14 protein-coding genes are annotated in these 13,679 nt (G+C 68.7%); 8 read left to right on the top strand and 6 right to left on the bottom strand.

What is annotated here, in order from left to right; genetic code table 11:
• Positions 1-39: 39 nt before the first annotated feature.
• Genes rfbD through manB form a run of 3 tightly spaced genes read left to right on the top strand, consistent with a single transcriptional unit; the run spans position 40 to position 2,855 of the window.
• Entirely contained in the window at positions 40-876 is an 837-nt protein-coding gene (rfbD, locus tag A5752_RS14845) for a dTDP-4-dehydrorhamnose reductase (protein WP_067086812.1), read from the top strand.
• Between the two features lie 18 nt (positions 877-894).
• On the top strand, positions 895-1,782 hold the full coding sequence (locus tag A5752_RS14840) for a glycosyltransferase family 2 protein (RefSeq protein WP_067086810.1): 888 nt from the start codon (positions 895-897) through the stop codon (positions 1,780-1,782).
• Positions 1,779-2,855, top strand: a complete 1,077-nt coding sequence (gene manB, locus A5752_RS14835) for a mannose-1-phosphate guanylyltransferase (RefSeq protein WP_067086807.1) — start codon at positions 1,779-1,781, stop codon at positions 2,853-2,855. The genes A5752_RS14840 and manB overlap by 4 nt, the downstream gene beginning before the upstream one ends.
• A gap of 4 nt (positions 2,856-2,859) precedes the next feature.
• On the opposite strand, the gene A5752_RS14830 is transcribed toward manB, so the two are convergent.
• Genes A5752_RS14830 through cofD form a run of 3 tightly spaced genes read right to left on the bottom strand, consistent with a single transcriptional unit; the run spans position 2,860 to position 5,770 of the window.
• Positions 2,860-3,396: an NUDIX hydrolase gene (locus A5752_RS14830; protein ID WP_067086804.1), complete on the bottom strand. Its 537-nt coding sequence runs from the start codon at positions 3,394-3,396 to the stop codon at positions 2,860-2,862.
• Positions 3,393-4,754: a coenzyme F420-0:L-glutamate ligase gene (locus A5752_RS14825; RefSeq protein ID WP_067086801.1), complete on the bottom strand. Its 1,362-nt coding sequence runs from the start codon at positions 4,752-4,754 to the stop codon at positions 3,393-3,395. Before A5752_RS14825 ends, A5752_RS14830 begins: the two co-directional genes overlap by 4 nt.
• Positions 4,751-5,770: a 2-phospho-L-lactate transferase gene (gene cofD, locus A5752_RS14820; protein WP_067086797.1), complete on the bottom strand. Its 1,020-nt coding sequence runs from the start codon at positions 5,768-5,770 to the stop codon at positions 4,751-4,753. Before cofD ends, A5752_RS14825 begins: the two co-directional genes overlap by 4 nt.
• 449 nt (positions 5,771-6,219) lie before the next feature.
• On the opposite strand from cofD, the gene A5752_RS14815 reads away from it, so the two are divergent.
• Positions 6,220-6,480 (top strand): WhiB family transcriptional regulator, encoded by a 261-nt coding sequence (locus tag A5752_RS14815; protein ID WP_231983416.1) that lies wholly within the window; start codon positions 6,220-6,222, stop codon positions 6,478-6,480.
• A 9-nt stretch (positions 6,481-6,489) separates the two neighbouring features.
• On the opposite strand, the gene A5752_RS14810 is transcribed toward A5752_RS14815, so the two are convergent.
• Positions 6,490-6,912: a metallopeptidase family protein gene (locus A5752_RS14810; protein WP_067086970.1), complete on the bottom strand. Its 423-nt coding sequence runs from the start codon at positions 6,910-6,912 to the stop codon at positions 6,490-6,492.
• A gap of 157 nt (positions 6,913-7,069) precedes the next feature.
• On the opposite strand from A5752_RS14810, the gene A5752_RS14805 reads away from it, so the two are divergent.
• From A5752_RS14805 to manA, 4 genes are all read left to right on the top strand, one after another.
• Complete coding sequence (locus A5752_RS14805) at positions 7,070-7,489, top strand: DUF3499 domain-containing protein (RefSeq protein WP_067086792.1); 420 nt, start codon at positions 7,070-7,072, stop codon at positions 7,487-7,489.
• A 66-nt stretch (positions 7,490-7,555) separates the two neighbouring features.
• Positions 7,556-8,953, top strand: a complete 1,398-nt coding sequence (locus A5752_RS14800) for a phosphomannomutase/phosphoglucomutase (RefSeq protein WP_067086790.1) — start codon at positions 7,556-7,558, stop codon at positions 8,951-8,953.
• The gene (locus A5752_RS14795) at positions 8,950-10,047 is read left to right on the top strand and encodes a TobH protein (protein WP_067086787.1); all 1,098 of its coding nucleotides are present in this window, start codon (positions 8,950-8,952) and stop codon (positions 10,045-10,047) included. Before A5752_RS14800 ends, A5752_RS14795 begins: the two co-directional genes overlap by 4 nt.
• Positions 10,048-10,051: 4 nt before the next feature.
• Positions 10,052-11,278, top strand: coding sequence for a mannose-6-phosphate isomerase, class I (gene manA, locus A5752_RS14790; RefSeq protein WP_067086784.1), 1,227 nt, complete (start codon positions 10,052-10,054; stop codon positions 11,276-11,278).
• 3 nt (positions 11,279-11,281) lie between these two features.
• On the opposite strand, the gene A5752_RS14785 is transcribed toward manA, so the two are convergent.
• Together A5752_RS14785 and A5752_RS14780 are read right to left on the bottom strand one after the other, a co-directional pair.
• Entirely contained in the window at positions 11,282-12,232 is a 951-nt protein-coding gene (locus A5752_RS14785; protein WP_067086782.1) for a DUF808 domain-containing protein, read from the bottom strand.
• A 42-nt stretch (positions 12,233-12,274) separates the two neighbouring features.
• Entirely contained in the window at positions 12,275-13,639 is a 1,365-nt protein-coding gene (locus tag A5752_RS14780) for an FAD-dependent oxidoreductase (RefSeq protein ID WP_067086779.1), read from the bottom strand.
• Between the last annotated feature and the right edge of the window lie 40 nt (positions 13,640-13,679).

Genomic DNA, 13,679 nt, shown 5'->3' with positions numbered 1-13,679 from the left:
TCCGAGCCGGCCCGAATCGTAATTCCTGGCGCAGGCGGGATGGTGGGCCGCGTTCTCGCAGGTCAGGCCCGCGGGCAGGGTCGCGAGGTGCTCGCCCTGACGTCGTCGCAACTCGACATCACCGACGCGGCGGCCGCCGAGCGTGTCATCGCCCCCGGGGACGTGGTGATCAACTGCGCCGCGTTCACCCAGGTGGACGACGCCGAGGCGGAACAGGACCGGGCGTACGCCGTCAACGTGGCGGGGCCCGCCCACCTCGCGCGGGCGTGCGCATCCGCCGGTACGCGGTTGATTCACATCTCGACCGACTACGTGTTCTCCGGCACACTGCGCCGTCCGTATGAGATCGACGACGAGACAGGACCCGTGAACGTCTACGGCCGCACCAAACTCGAGGGTGAGCGGGCGGTGCTGGCGGCGCTACCCAATGCGCACGTCGTCCGCACCTCGTGGGTGTACGAAGGCGGCGACGGAACCGATTTCGCGGCGGCCATGCGGCGCAAGGCCGCCGGTGACGACACGGTGGATGCGGTGGCCGACCAGATGGCGTCCCCGACCTACGCCGGTGACCTCGCCGTGGCGCTGTTGGAGATCGCGGACGGCGCGATCCGTGAACCGGTGCTGCACGCCGCCAACGACGGTGAGGCGAGCCGCTATGACCAGGCACGGGCGGTGTTCGAGGCCGTCGGTGCCGACCCCGAGCGGGTGCGACCCGTCACCAGCGACGCCCGGCCGGCGCGGCGGCCGCCGTACTCCGCGCTGTCGGGTCGACGCTCCGCCGAGGCCGGGCTCACTCCGCTGCGACCGTGGCGCGAGGCGCTGCAGGATGCGCTGTCGAGGTTCGGGCGTGGCGGCCCGTTACCCTCGACGCCGTGAGTTCGGAACCGGTGCCGCATGAGTGACGAGTTGATCGTCGTCACAGTGACGTTCTCACCCGGCCCGCACCTCGACCGGTTCCTGGCCTCGCTGTCGCACGCTACGGACCGGCCGGTGACCGTGGTTATGGCCGACAACGGTTCGACCGACGGTGCGCCCGAAGAGGCGCTCGCGCGCTATCCCAACGCCCGATTACTGCGCATGAGCGGCAATCTCGGCTACGGCAGCGCGATCAACCGCGCCGTCGCCGAGTACGTGAAGGACTCCGACAACAACGACTTCTTCGTGGTGGCCAACCCTGACGTGCAGTGGGGCCCGCGCAGCATCGACATCATGCTCGAAGCCGCCGGCCGGTGGCCGCACGCGGGATCGCTGGGGCCGCTGATCCGCGACCCCGACGGTTCGGTGTATCCCTCGGCGCGCCACCAGCCGAGCCTGGTGCGCGGTGGCATGCACGCGGTGGTGGGGCCGTTCTGGAAGTCGAACCCGTGGACAGCCGAGTACCGCCAAGAGCGTCAGGAGCCCAGCGAACGCCCGGTCGGCTGGCTGTCGGGATCGTGTCTGTTGCTGCGCCGGTCGGCGTACGAGGAGATCTCCGGCTTCGACGAGCGCTACTTCATGTACATGGAGGACGTCGACCTCGGAGATCGGCTGTCGCGGGCCGGCTGGCAGAACGTGTACGTCCCGTCGGCCGAGGTTTTGCACGCGAAGGGTCACGCGACCGGCAAGGACCCCGCGCGCAACTTGGCCGCCCATCACACCAGCACCTACACTTTCCTCGCGGATCGGTACCCCCGGTGGTGGCAGGGTCCGCTGCGGTGGACGATCCGGAGTTCGCTCGCCGCGCGCGCGGGCCTGGTGGTCCGCAACTCACGTCGCAGAGGGGTGAAAGGACGGCGCAAGTGAATCCTGCACAAGTGGACGCCGTCATCCTCGTCGGCGGTCTGGGGACCCGGCTTCGGCCGTTGACCCTGTCCGCACCCAAGCCGATGCTGCCCACGGCCGGCCTGCCGTTCCTGACGCACCTGCTCTCGCGCATCGCCGAGGCCGGCATCGAACACGTCGTGCTCGGCACGTCGTACAAGGCCGCGGTGTTCGAGTCGGAGTTCGGCGACGGGTCGAAGTTCGGGCTGCAGATCGAGTACGTGGTCGAGACCGAACCGCTGGGCACCGGCGGCGGTATCGCCAACGTCACAGGCAAGCTGCGCCACGACACCGCGTTGGTGTTCAACGGCGACGTATTGTCCGGTGCCGACCTGCGCGCGCTGCTGGACCGCCACGAGAACAACGCCGCCGACGTGACGCTGCACCTGGTGCGCGTGGGCGACCCTCGGGCGTTCGGTTGTGTGCCAACCGACTCCGACGGCATGGTGACCGCGTTCCTGGAGAAGACCCAGGACCCGCCCACCGATCAGATCAACGCCGGCTGTTATGTGTTCAAGCGCGAGGTCATCGACCGCATACCCAAGGGCCGCGCGCTCTCGGTCGAACGCGAGGTGTTCCCGGGTCTGCTCTCGGACGGGCTTCGGGTGTGCGGTTACGTCGACTCCACCTACTGGCGTGACATGGGCACACCGGAGGACTTCGTGCGCGGCTCAGCCGATCTGGTGCGCGGTATCGCGCCGTCACCCGCGCTCGGTGGGCATAGCGGCGAGAAACTGGTGCACGACGGCGCCGGCGTCGCGCCGGGTGCGCTACTGATCGGCGGCACCGTGGTCGGTCGCGGCGCCGAAATCGCCGGGGGCGCAAGGCTGGACGGCGCGGTGATCTTCGACGGCGCGCGGGTGGGCGCCGGGGCGGTGATCGAACGCTCGATCATCGGGTTCGGGGCCCGCATCGGTCCACGCGCGCTGATCCGCGACGGCGTGATCGGCGACGGCGCCGACATCGGTGCGCGGTGCGAACTGCTGCGCGGCGCGCGTGTGTGGCCGGGAGTGACGATCCCCGACGGCGGAATCCGGTTCTCGACCGACGTTTAGCGGTTCACCGATTGCGCGCGGCCGCGGCCAACTGGGTGAGGCCGAAATCGCAATCCTCCGGCAGTGCGTCCAGCGGCCACCACCGCAAGTCCAAAGACTCGTCGCTGACCACGATCTCGGCGTCGGCGGGGGCGCGCACGATGAACTGCATGTCGAGGTGGCGGGTCGGCACCCCCAGCGAGCACGTGACGGGATGTACGTGCAGCGCGGCCATCACCGGGTCGATCGTGAGGCCCTCGATGCCGGACTCCTCGGTGGCCTCCCGCAAGGCGGCGGCGACGACGTCGGAATCGGTTGGCTCACAATGCCCGCCGAGTTGCAGCCACCGTCCGAACCTCGGATGCAGGGTCAGCAGCGCCCGTGTGCCTGTGTGGTCGAGCACCAGCGCCGATCCGGTCACGTGACCGGGTGCGCACTCGCGAAGACAGCCGTCGGCGCGGGCGGCCAGGAATGCCAGCACCGCATGTCGCAAAGTGTCCTGTGCGGGGTCCGGTGCCTGCCAACGGATCAGCGTTTCGACGGCCGAAGCGTGCAGGCTCACTTGCGCACCAACAGTCCGTCAGTCGGCACGGGAGTGCGCGGGCCGGGCGGTGTTTCATCCTCTGGGTAGCCGATCGCGATCGCGCCCAACGGTTCCCAATCGTCGGGCAGATCGAGTTCCTGACGGACGATGTCGGCGGCGAAGATCGTCGACCCGATCCAGCAGCTGCCGACGCCGCGGACGGCCAACGCCACCAGCAGCGCCTGCACCGCGGCGCCGACCGCGACGGTGAACATCGTGTGTTCGGCGGCGGTGCGGTCGGCGTCCGGATAGCTGTGCGCACCGTCGGGCACCAGGAACGGGATGACGACTTCCGGTGCGTCGTAGAGGATCCGGCCGCGGTCGACGCGGCGTTCCACGGCATCGGCGGGGCGCCCGTCGGCCGTGAGGTCGGCGCGCCACTTGTCCTTCATCCGGTCCAGCAATGCCGAGCGTCGGGTGCCGTCCTGTAACCACACGAACCGCACCGGCCTCGTGTGGTGGGGAGCCGGCGCGGTGAGCGCTTCGCCGACAGCGGATTCGACGAGTTCCGGTGCGACCGGCTCGGCCGAGAACCGGCGTATCGACCGGCGCAGCAGCTGCGCCTGGCTGCGGCCCAGCGCGATGGCCTCCTCGGTGCCGAGCCAGAACAGGTCTTCCTCGCCCGCCCGCACCAGACGGCGCGCGGTGGAACCGTCGTCGGGCAGCCGCAGCCCACGCACCACCGCGACCGGGATTCCGGTCAGCTTGCCCTTCACCAGATCCGCGGCCGCGGCGATCTCGTCGGCGACGGCGATCTCGGTGACGATCAGTTCGTTTCCGTGCCGGTCGACCGAACCGCCGTACCCGTGCAACACGGTCAAACCGGCGGCGCCGATGGCCACGTCGGTCTGCCCGTTGCGCCAAGCGCGGCCCATCGTGTCGGTGACGACGACACCGACCGTCACGCCCAGCCGTTCGCGCAACGCCGACTGCAGCGCCGCCGCGCTGGCGTCGGGATCGACCGGCAGCAGCGCGAGTTCCGCGGAGTCGACGTTCGAGCCGTCGACACCTGCCGCCGCCTGAACGAGACCGATCGCGTTCTCGGTGATCAAGGTGCGGCCCTTGCGTGCCAACACGCGCACCGCCTCGGCATCGATCAGCTTGCGCCGCAGCACGTCGCGTTGTTCGGGATCCATCGGCGCATCCACGATGCGGCCCTCACATTTCGACATCACCTTGCTGGTGACCACGAGGATGTCGTGGTCGCGCAGCCACGGTGCGGCCGCGGCGATCGACGCCGCGAGATCGTCACCGGGACGGAACTCGGGTAACCCCGAGACCGGCAGCAGCTCCACCGAGGCGGCGGTGCCGTGGTCACCGCGCGAAGGTTCGGTCATGGTTTCACGCCCGCCAGATCCATTCCCGCAAGGACCATTTCGCCGGTAGCGCCGGGATCGGTCATCAGAAGCGGCACCGCTCGGACGTCAACCCCGTCGATGTCGGCGTGATCGCCCTCGTGCACCAACCAGCCATCGAGGATGCCGACCCCGGAGCGGGCGCCGTAGTGTCTGCCGACGGCTTCGGAGGTGCTCGGCACGCCGATCACCGACAGGCATTCGTCGGCCATGCCCCGCAACGGCTTTCCGCCGATGATGGGGGAGTAGCCGATGACGGGCGCCGGGGTCGAGCGCAGTGCGCCTCGGATACCGGACACCGCGAGGATCGCGCCGATGCTCACCACCGGGTTCGACGGTGCGATCAGGACGACATCGGCGGATTCGATCGCCTCCGCGACGCCGGGCCCCGCGGTGGCCTTGTCGGCGCCGACGAAAGCGAAGCTGTGGGTGGGCACTTTCGCGCGATAGCGCACCCACCACTCCTGGAAGTGGATCGCGCGTTTCTCGCCGGCGTACTCGCCGGGTCCGGGATCGGTGATGACGACGTGGGTTTCGCTGCGGTCGTCACTGGCGGGCAGCAGCGTGGCCCCCGGCGCCCATCGCGTGCACAGCGCCTCGGTCACTTGCGACAGCGGATAACCGGCACGCAGCATCTGGCTGCGCACCAGATGCGTCGCCAGATCCCGGTCGCCGAGCCCGAACCAGTCCGGCTGTACTCCGTAGGCCGCGAGTTCCTCCTTGGCATGCCAGGTTTCGTTGCGATGCCCCCAGCCGCGCTCGGGGTCGATACCGCCGCCGAGGGTGTACATGCACGTGTCGAGGTCCGGACAGATCCGCACGCCGAACATCCACGCGTCATCGCCCACATTGACCACTGCAGTCAGTTCATGCTCAGCAGTATCATCAGTCCCAGCAGCACCTTTCGCGCCGCCGAACTGACCGAGGCCCAAGAGCTGTTGCACGCCAAGCAGGAACCGGGCGCCACCGACGCCGCCGACCAGTACCGTGACCTTCACATCGACCGAGCGTAGGCCGTCCAATCGGATTGGGTACGGGCAGGAGTCGGCCCGGAACGGCGATGGATTCGGGTGTGATGGACACGCCGAGGTCACGACTCGCCGTAATTCGATCACGGAATGGTATGAATTCCTGTTCTAGAGCTTGACCAGGGCAGCTGACGCGTGTGTAATCACACCAGTGTCATTTCCCGGTAGGCCATCCGGTTCCGGTGCCGCAGACCGAGATTCGATCACTTGTTCGAATTGGAAGTGTCCTACAGATTCGTGGGGCGCTCATAGGGGATCAACGAGACCAGGTGAGGAGGCGGAAGATGTCTTTTGAGTACAGCGATTTCGATCGTTTGGCTCGGTTCGACGCCCGAGTCTTCGGCTCAGTAGACAGCGCGCCGCACGCCCATTCGGAACCGGCACCGGTTGAGACGCCTCGGCGTCCGCAGTTAAGTCTGGTGCCCGATCCGATCGATGTGGCGCCGGCACTGACACCCGAGGATGAGCTCTGGCAGGAGAAGGCGCTGTGCGCTCAAACCGACCCGGAGGCGTTCTTCCCGGAGAAGGGTGGCTCGACGCGCGAAGCCAAGCGGATCTGCCAGGGCTGCGAGGTGCGCGACGCGTGCCTGGAGTACGCCCTGGCGCATGACGAGCGCTTCGGCATCTGGGGCGGGCTGTCCGAGCGCGAGCGCCGCCGCCTCAAGCGCGGAATCATCTGAGCCGCGGGGTCAATCGTCGTCGATCGTCGGATCGATGACGGAGGGCTCGACGCCCAGAAAGGTGGCGACCTGAGCCACCAGGATTTCATGCAGAAGCTCTTCGAGTTCGACGGAATCCTTGGCCCGCCGCTCGATCGGTTTGCGGAACAGCACAATTCGCGCGCGTGTGGCGTTCCCCCTGACGTCCACGCCCGCCGGGATCAGCCGGGCCAGCGCGATCGGCCCGTCGGCGATCACCTCCGGCGGCCACTGCACACTGTCGGGATCCTTCGGTGCGATGCGCGGGATCTCGTCGACCGCCACATCCAGCGCCGTGAGCCGGTCCTGCCAACGCCGCTCGATCGCCTCGTAGGCCTCCAGCACTGCCATGTCGAACCTCTCGGCGCGACTGCGCCAGCCCGGCACCGTCGGGGGGAGTAACGGCCCGCGCATCTCGCGGCCCCGGCGCGAGCGCAGGTGTCCACGCTTGGCCACCGCTGGGGTGCTCCTTTCGTGCGGGATGAACTGGATCGTAACGGTTCGAGATCGGCCGTCCGCAGGCTGCGCGTGTCCGGCGGCAAGCGGAGTGCGGCCACGATAGCCTTCCGCTGTGAACGTTCCCCGTCGCTGTTGCCGGCCCGGGTGTCCGCACTATGCGGTCGCGACGCTGACATTCGTCTACGCCGACTCCACTGCGGTCGTCGGTCCCCTCGCGACGGTGGCCGAACCGCACTCATGGGACCTGTGTGTCGTGCACGCCGGCCGCGTTACCGCCCCTCGCGGCTGGGAATTGGTGCGTCACGCCGGCCCGCTGCCTTCTCACCCCGACGAAGACGACCTCGTCGCGCTCGCGGATGCGGTCCGTGAGGGGCGCGACGTCGCTCCGCCCATCAACCGGGTGGCAACCGGGTTCTCCGATCCCGTCACCGGAACCCCGGGCGGTTCGCTGATGGCGCCGCCCGCCCGGCGACCGGAGTCCAACGGCCGTCGCCGAGGCCATCTGCGCGTGCTGCCGGACCCCACGGACTAGACGGCCTGCACGTCTGTCCGGACGGTTAGGCTGGCGCCAGTAGTTGTCCGTGTCACGAGGAGTCCTATGTCCCGGCCCGCCGCGGCGGTTCATCGCGTCATCAAGGCCTATGACGTGCGCGGCCTGGTCGGAACCGAACTCGACGAGTCGTTCGTCGCCGACGTGGGCGGCGCATTCGCACGCCTCGTTCGCGACGGCGCATCGCAGGTGGTCGTCGGCTACGACATGCGAGCCAGTTCGCCCGCACTGGCGGCGGCCTTCGCCGACGGGGTGACCGCGCAGGGCCTCGACGTGGTGCGGATCGGCCTCGCCTCGACCGACCAGTTGTACTTCGCGTCGGGCCTGCTGGAGTGCCCCGGTGCGATGTTCACCGCCAGCCACAACCCGGCCGCCTACAACGGCATCAAGCTCTGCCGGGCCGGGGCCAAACCGGTGGGCAAGGACACCGGGCTGTCGACCATCGCCGACGAGGTGATCGCCGGTGTCCCCGGCTACGACGGCGCGCCCGGCACGCTCAGCGACCGCGATGTGCTGGCCGACTACGGCGAGTTCTTGCGCTCGCTGGTGAGCCTGGCCGACATGCGTCCGCTCAAGGTCGCCGTCGATGCGGGCAACGGCATGGCCGGCCACACCACCCCCGCGGTGCTGGGCCCGATCGCACCGATCACGCTGGCGCCGCTGTACTTCGAACTCGACGGCACCTTCCCCAACCACGAAGCCAACCCGCTGGACCCGGCCAACCTGACCGATCTGCAGTCCTACGTCGTGCAGACCGGCGCCGACATCGGACTGGCGTTCGACGGCGACGCCGACCGGTGTTTCGTCGTCGACGAGAAGGGGCATCCGGTCTCGCCGTCAGCGGTGACCGCGTTGGTCGCCGCGCGGGAACTCGGCAGAGAGATCGGCGCCACGGTGATTCACAACCTGATCACCTCGCGGGCAGTGCCCGAACTGGTGACGGAGCGGGGCGGTACGCCCGTGCGCAGCCGCGTGGGCCACTCCTATATCAAGGCGTTGATGGCCGACACCGGAGCGATCTTCGGTGGCGAGCATTCGGCGCATTACTACTTCCGTGACTTCTGGGGCGCCGACTCCGGCATGCTCGCCGCGCTACACGTGCTGGCCGCGCTCGGCGAACAAGACCGGCCGCTGTCGGACATGATGGCCGACTACCAGCGCTACGAGGCGTCCGGCGAGATCAACTTCACGGTCACCGACGCCGAGCGATGTGTGGACGATGTGCTCAAGGCGTTCGGCACCCGGATCCATTCGATCGACCACCTCGACGGGGTGACCGTCGACCTGGGCGAGGGCACATGGTTCAACTTGCGGATGTCCAACACCGAGCCGTTGCTCCGGCTCAACGTGGAAGCCCGCAGCACCGACGAGGTCGACGAGATCGTCGGAGAGGTCTCCGACACCGTGCGTGCGCGGGTGCCGTCGAATGCCGAGGCGGCGACGTGACTTCGGGTCCGTCCTCGGCCGCGACCATCGACCTCGACGACGTCGACGGCCTGCTCGGCGCCGACCGCGAGGGTCTGCTGCGCGCCGCCGCGATGGCCGGCGCCCAGGTTCGCGCCACCGCCGCCGCGCTCGCGGAGGGCGAACTCGAATCGCTGCGCGCCGACGGGGCGCCCCGCACGGTGATCTGGGTTGCCGGGCGTGGCAACGCGGAGACGGCGGGATCGCTACTGGCGTCGGGCTGGGGGGCTTCGGTGGCCGCGCCCATCGTCGTCGCCGCAGAGGTGCCGCCGTGGATCGGTCCGCTCGACGTCCTCGTCGTCGCCGGCGACGACCCTGGCGATCCCGCGTTGGTGAACGCCGCCGCCACCGGAGTTCGGCGCGGTGCCCGCGTGGCGGTCGTCGCACCGTACGAGGGGCCGCTGCGCGACGTCGCCGCGGGCAGGGCGGCGGTGCTGGCGCCGCGGATGTGGGTGCCCGACGAATTCGGATTCGTGCGCTACCTCGCCGCCGGCCTCGCGACTCTGGCCGTGGTCGATCCGACCATGCACGTCGACCTCGAGGCGCTGGCCGACGAACTCGACGCCGAGGCGCTTCGCAACAGCGCGAACCGCGAACTGTTCACCAACCCGGCCAAGACGCTGGCCGAGCGGATGTCGGACCGCGACGTGGTGCTGGCCGGCGACAGCGCGGCGTCGCTGACGCTGGCTCGGCACTGCGCGGCAATTCTGTTGCGCATCGCCCAACGGGTGGTCGCCGCCGTGGGCTTTGGAGACGCGCTGGCGATGCTGAGAGCCGGTGCGTCGGTCGCGGATCGGGAGCGGTCGATCTTTCACGACGAACAGCTCGACGGTCCGCTTCCGCGCCGGATGCGGACGCTGGTGTTGACCACCGATGCGGAGCGGTCGTTCGTCGCGGCCCGGGCGGCGGATATGGACGACGTCGACGTGATCAGCGCGCAGGACGTACCGGAACTGCCGGAGGCAGCGGCGGTACCGGATGCGTCGACGGCGGCGGGCAGCCTGGAGCAACAACTGGCGATGCTCGCCGTCCGCTTGGAGATGACCGCCGTCTACCTGAAACTAGTTCGAGGTTAGCCAAGTGCACTTGCTACGCGGAGCGGTGCGGACCTATGCCTGGGGGTCCCGCACGGACATTGCCGAGTTCACTGGAAGGCCAAGTCCCACAGCGCATCCCGAGGCCGAACTGTGGTTCGGCGCCCATCCCGGTGACCCGGCCATGCTGGAGACCACCGACGGGGAGCGTTCACTGCTCGACGCCCTGCACGATGATCCCGAGGGACAACTGGGCGCGGCGGTCTGCGCTCGCTTCGGCGATACGCTGCCGTTTCTGGTCAAGGTGTTGGCCGCCGACGAACCGTTGTCGCTGCAGGCGCATCCCAGCGCCGAGCAGGCGGTCGAGGGTTATGAACGCGAGAACAAGCTCGGCATCCCCGTCTCGGCGCCCAACCGCAACTACCGCGATCCCAGCCACAAACCCGAACTGATCGTCGCCGTACGCCCGTTCGAGGCGTTGGCCGGCTTCCGGCCCGTCGCGCGCACCATCGAGCTGATGCGGGCGCTGGAGGTCAGCGACCTCGATCCGTTCGTCAACCTGCTCTCGGGTCAACCGGACGGTGACGGGCTGCGCGCGTTGTTCACGACCTGGATCACCGCACCGCAACCCGACCTCGACGTCCTGGTGCCCGCCGTGATCGACGGTGCCATTCAGTATGTGCGTTCGGGCGCAAGCGAATTCGCCGCCGAGGCCAAGACGGTGCTCGAACTCGGCGAACGGTATCCCGGCGACGCCGGCGTGCTGGCGTCCCTGTTGCTCAACCGCATCACGTTGAAGCCCGGCGAGGGTATCTACCTGCCCGCGGGCAACCTGCACAACTATCTCAGCGGTGTGGGCGTCGAGGTGATGGCCAACTCCGACAACGTGTTACGTGGTGGGCTGACTCCCAAGCACGTCGACGTCCCGGAGTTGTTGCGCGTGCTCGACTTCACGCCCGCGGAGGACTTGGTGGTTTGCCCGGAGAAGGTCGAAGACGGTATCGAGTGGGTGTATCACACGCCGGCGCAGGAGTTCTCGCTGTCGGTGCTGCACATCGAGGGTGAGCGCCTCGGCCACGAGATCGACGCGCCGACGCGCCACGACGGCCCGCAGCTTCTTCTGTGTGCCGAGGGCTCGACCGTCGTACACGCCAAGGGCGGCACCGTCACCCTGAACCGGGGGTCTGCGGCGTGGGTGCCCGCCGACGAGGGGCCGATTCGGCTCGCCGCGACGGAACCGACGAAGCTGTTCCGGGCGACGGTCGGTATCTAGCGCTCAGTGCGCCGCGTCGCCCTTGCTGCGCTTGCCGAACGGCAGCACGTGCACCACCGCGAGGACGACCGCGCCCACCAGTAGCCCGACGACCGCCGACGCGGCGGTGTTGACCATCCATCCCAGCACCCCGCCGATGCCGCCGACGGCATGGTGCACGCTCTCCTCGAGGTGGTGCACGAGGCTGTACGGCAGGTGCCAGCCCAGCTCGTCGGTCCCGAGCAACAGGATGTGGCCGCCGACCCACAACATCGCGATCGTGCCGATCAACGACAGCGCCGCAAGCAGTTTCGGCATCCCGGCCACCAGGCCGCGGCCGACCTTCTTCGCGAACTTCGAACTGCGCTGGGCCAGCCTCAGGCCGATGTCGTCCATCTTCACGATGCCGGCGACGACGCCGTACACCGCGATGGTGATGACGATGGCGACGAAGACCAGGATGATCAACCGCGGCCAAAACGACTGGTCGGCGACCTCGTTGAGCGCGATCACCATGATCTCCGCCGACAGGATGAAGTCGGTTCGGATGGCGCCGGTGACCATGAATTTCTCGGCGTCCGCGCCCGAACCGGCGACCGGCGCGGCGTGGTGGTCACGGCCCCGAATGCGGCCCCATACCTTCTCCGCGCCCTCGTAACAGAGATACGTGGCGCCGAGCATCAACAGCGGCGTCAGCAGCCACGGCACGAACTGGCTGAGCAGCAGCGCCGCGGGGAGGATGAAGACCAGCTTGTTGCGCAGCGATCCGATCGCGATGCGCTTGATGATCGGCAACTCGCGCTCTGCGGCCAGGCCGTGGACGTACTGCGGCGTCACGGCGGTGTCGTCGACGACGACGCCGGCCGCCTTGGCGGTCGCCCGTCCCGCGGCGGCGCCGATGTCGTCGACCGATGCGGCGGCCATCCTCGCCAGCACCGCGACATCGTCGAGAAGCCCGAACAGTCCTGCGCTCATCGCGTCCCCGTCATGGTGACGAAGCTACCGCGCGCCCGGATCTCAAGCCGTCTGCAGTACCCCGGACCGACGCCGGGCCGTGCGCTTTTCCGCCAGCCACAGCCGCAGGTTGTGCCCGATGGTGCGGCCGACCAGTCTGGGGGACGGGACCATGTAGAGGCTGTCGAGCAGGCTGAACCGGCGTAGAAACCATTCGGCGAGAACGGGATCGGTCTCTGCGGCGCCCAGGAACTGGTCGAACAGCCCGCCGACCGGCTTGTACCACCACTTGGCCTCGCCGGTCGCGTTGTGCAGTGTCAGGTCACCGATGGTGGTCATCATCCAAACCGGCCACGTCGTCTTGGCCGTGGCCTTCGCGAGTCGTCCTGCCACGTCAGGGTCGCCGGACTGCAGTACGGCCCGCAGGTTGCTCGCCTGGATCGCCGTCATCGTCATGCCCTGGCCGAAGGTCGGGTTGAAGCTGACGACGGCGTCGCCGAACGGAACGATGCCCTCGGGGAAGCGTTCCAGGGCGTCGTAGCGGCGCCACCGACTCGTCGGATAGCGGTGAAACGCCATCTCGCCGAGCGGGGCGGCCTGCCGCAGCGCAGACGAGACGTGCGGCGGCAGGATTTCATCCGCCAGGTCGAGGATCTGCTCGACGGTCTGGGGCGGCGGCACCTTGCCGATGCCGAAGGTGGTGACGTTCCAGTTGCCGTCCTCGTAGAACAGCATCCCGATGCCGAGCGGCTGGGTCCGCGAGGCGCCCGCGACCACGACCTTCTCGGCCAGCAGACCGTCGGGAACATGGAAGTGGTGGCTGGCGTATGCGATACCGACGTCGACGGTCTCCTCGGCGGGACGTTCAAACCCCCATTTCTCCAGCCATGCGGGCAGCCGCGTGCCCCGACCGGTGGCGTCGACGACCAGATCGGCGTCGACGGCCTCACCGGTGTCGAGCAGCACGCCCGTTACCCGTCCCGCGTCGTAGACGGGTTCGGTGACGGTGGCGTGCACGATGTCGACGTTGGCGATGCCCTTCACCCGCTTGCGGATCTGCCACTCCAGTTGCGGGCGGCTCGGCACATAGGCGGTGAACTGGTCGCGCAGCCGATGGGCCGTGCCGAGCACATGCCCGGCGGCGCCGAAGTAGATGCAGTCGGGCCGGTTCTCGAGAATCGGCACGCCGTCGGCGACCATGTCGGCCAGCAACCCCGGGAAGTGGCTTTCGAACTCCTGGGCGCCCCGGGCCATCAACAGGTGGACGTGGCGGCCCTGGGGCACCGCGGCGCGGTTGGTGGGGTTTTCGGGCAGGTCGTCGCGCTCATAGACGGTGACCCGGTCGCTGACTTCGGAGAGCGCCCGGGCTGCACACATCCCTGCGAGACTTCCCCCGATGACAGCTACGTGTTTATAACTCCGCCCCATTGGGTGCACGGTACTCGGTAGATTGCGCGAACGGACCCAA

It is taken from the genome of Mycobacterium sp. 852002-51961_SCH5331710 (genome assembly GCF_001665535.1).
Classification (GTDB): Bacteria; Actinomycetota; Actinomycetes; order Mycobacteriales; family Mycobacteriaceae; genus Mycobacterium.
This window is presented reverse-complemented; position numbering and strand designations above follow the sequence as displayed.

Coding starts and splice junctions, on each gene's coding strand:
- rfbD (WP_067086812.1), top strand. CDS start 40: ATGGTGGGCCGCGTTCTCGCAGGTCAGGCCCGCGGGCAGGGTCGCGAG.
- A5752_RS14840 (WP_067086810.1), top strand. CDS start 895: ATGAGTGACGAGTTGATCGTCGTCACAGTGACGTTCTCACCCGGCCCG.
- A5752_RS14825 (WP_067086801.1), bottom strand. CDS start 4,754: ATGACCGAACCTTCGCGCGGTGACCACGGCACCGCCGCCTCGGTGGAG.
- A5752_RS14810 (WP_067086970.1), bottom strand. CDS start 6,912: ATGCGCGGGCCGTTACTCCCCCCGACGGTGCCGGGCTGGCGCAGTCGC.
- A5752_RS14800 (WP_067086790.1), top strand. CDS start 7,556: ATGTCCCGGCCCGCCGCGGCGGTTCATCGCGTCATCAAGGCCTATGAC.
- A5752_RS14785 (WP_067086782.1), bottom strand. CDS start 12,232: ATGAGCGCAGGACTGTTCGGGCTTCTCGACGATGTCGCGGTGCTGGCG.
- A5752_RS14780 (WP_067086779.1), bottom strand. CDS start 13,639: ATGGGGCGGAGTTATAAACACGTAGCTGTCATCGGGGGAAGTCTCGCA.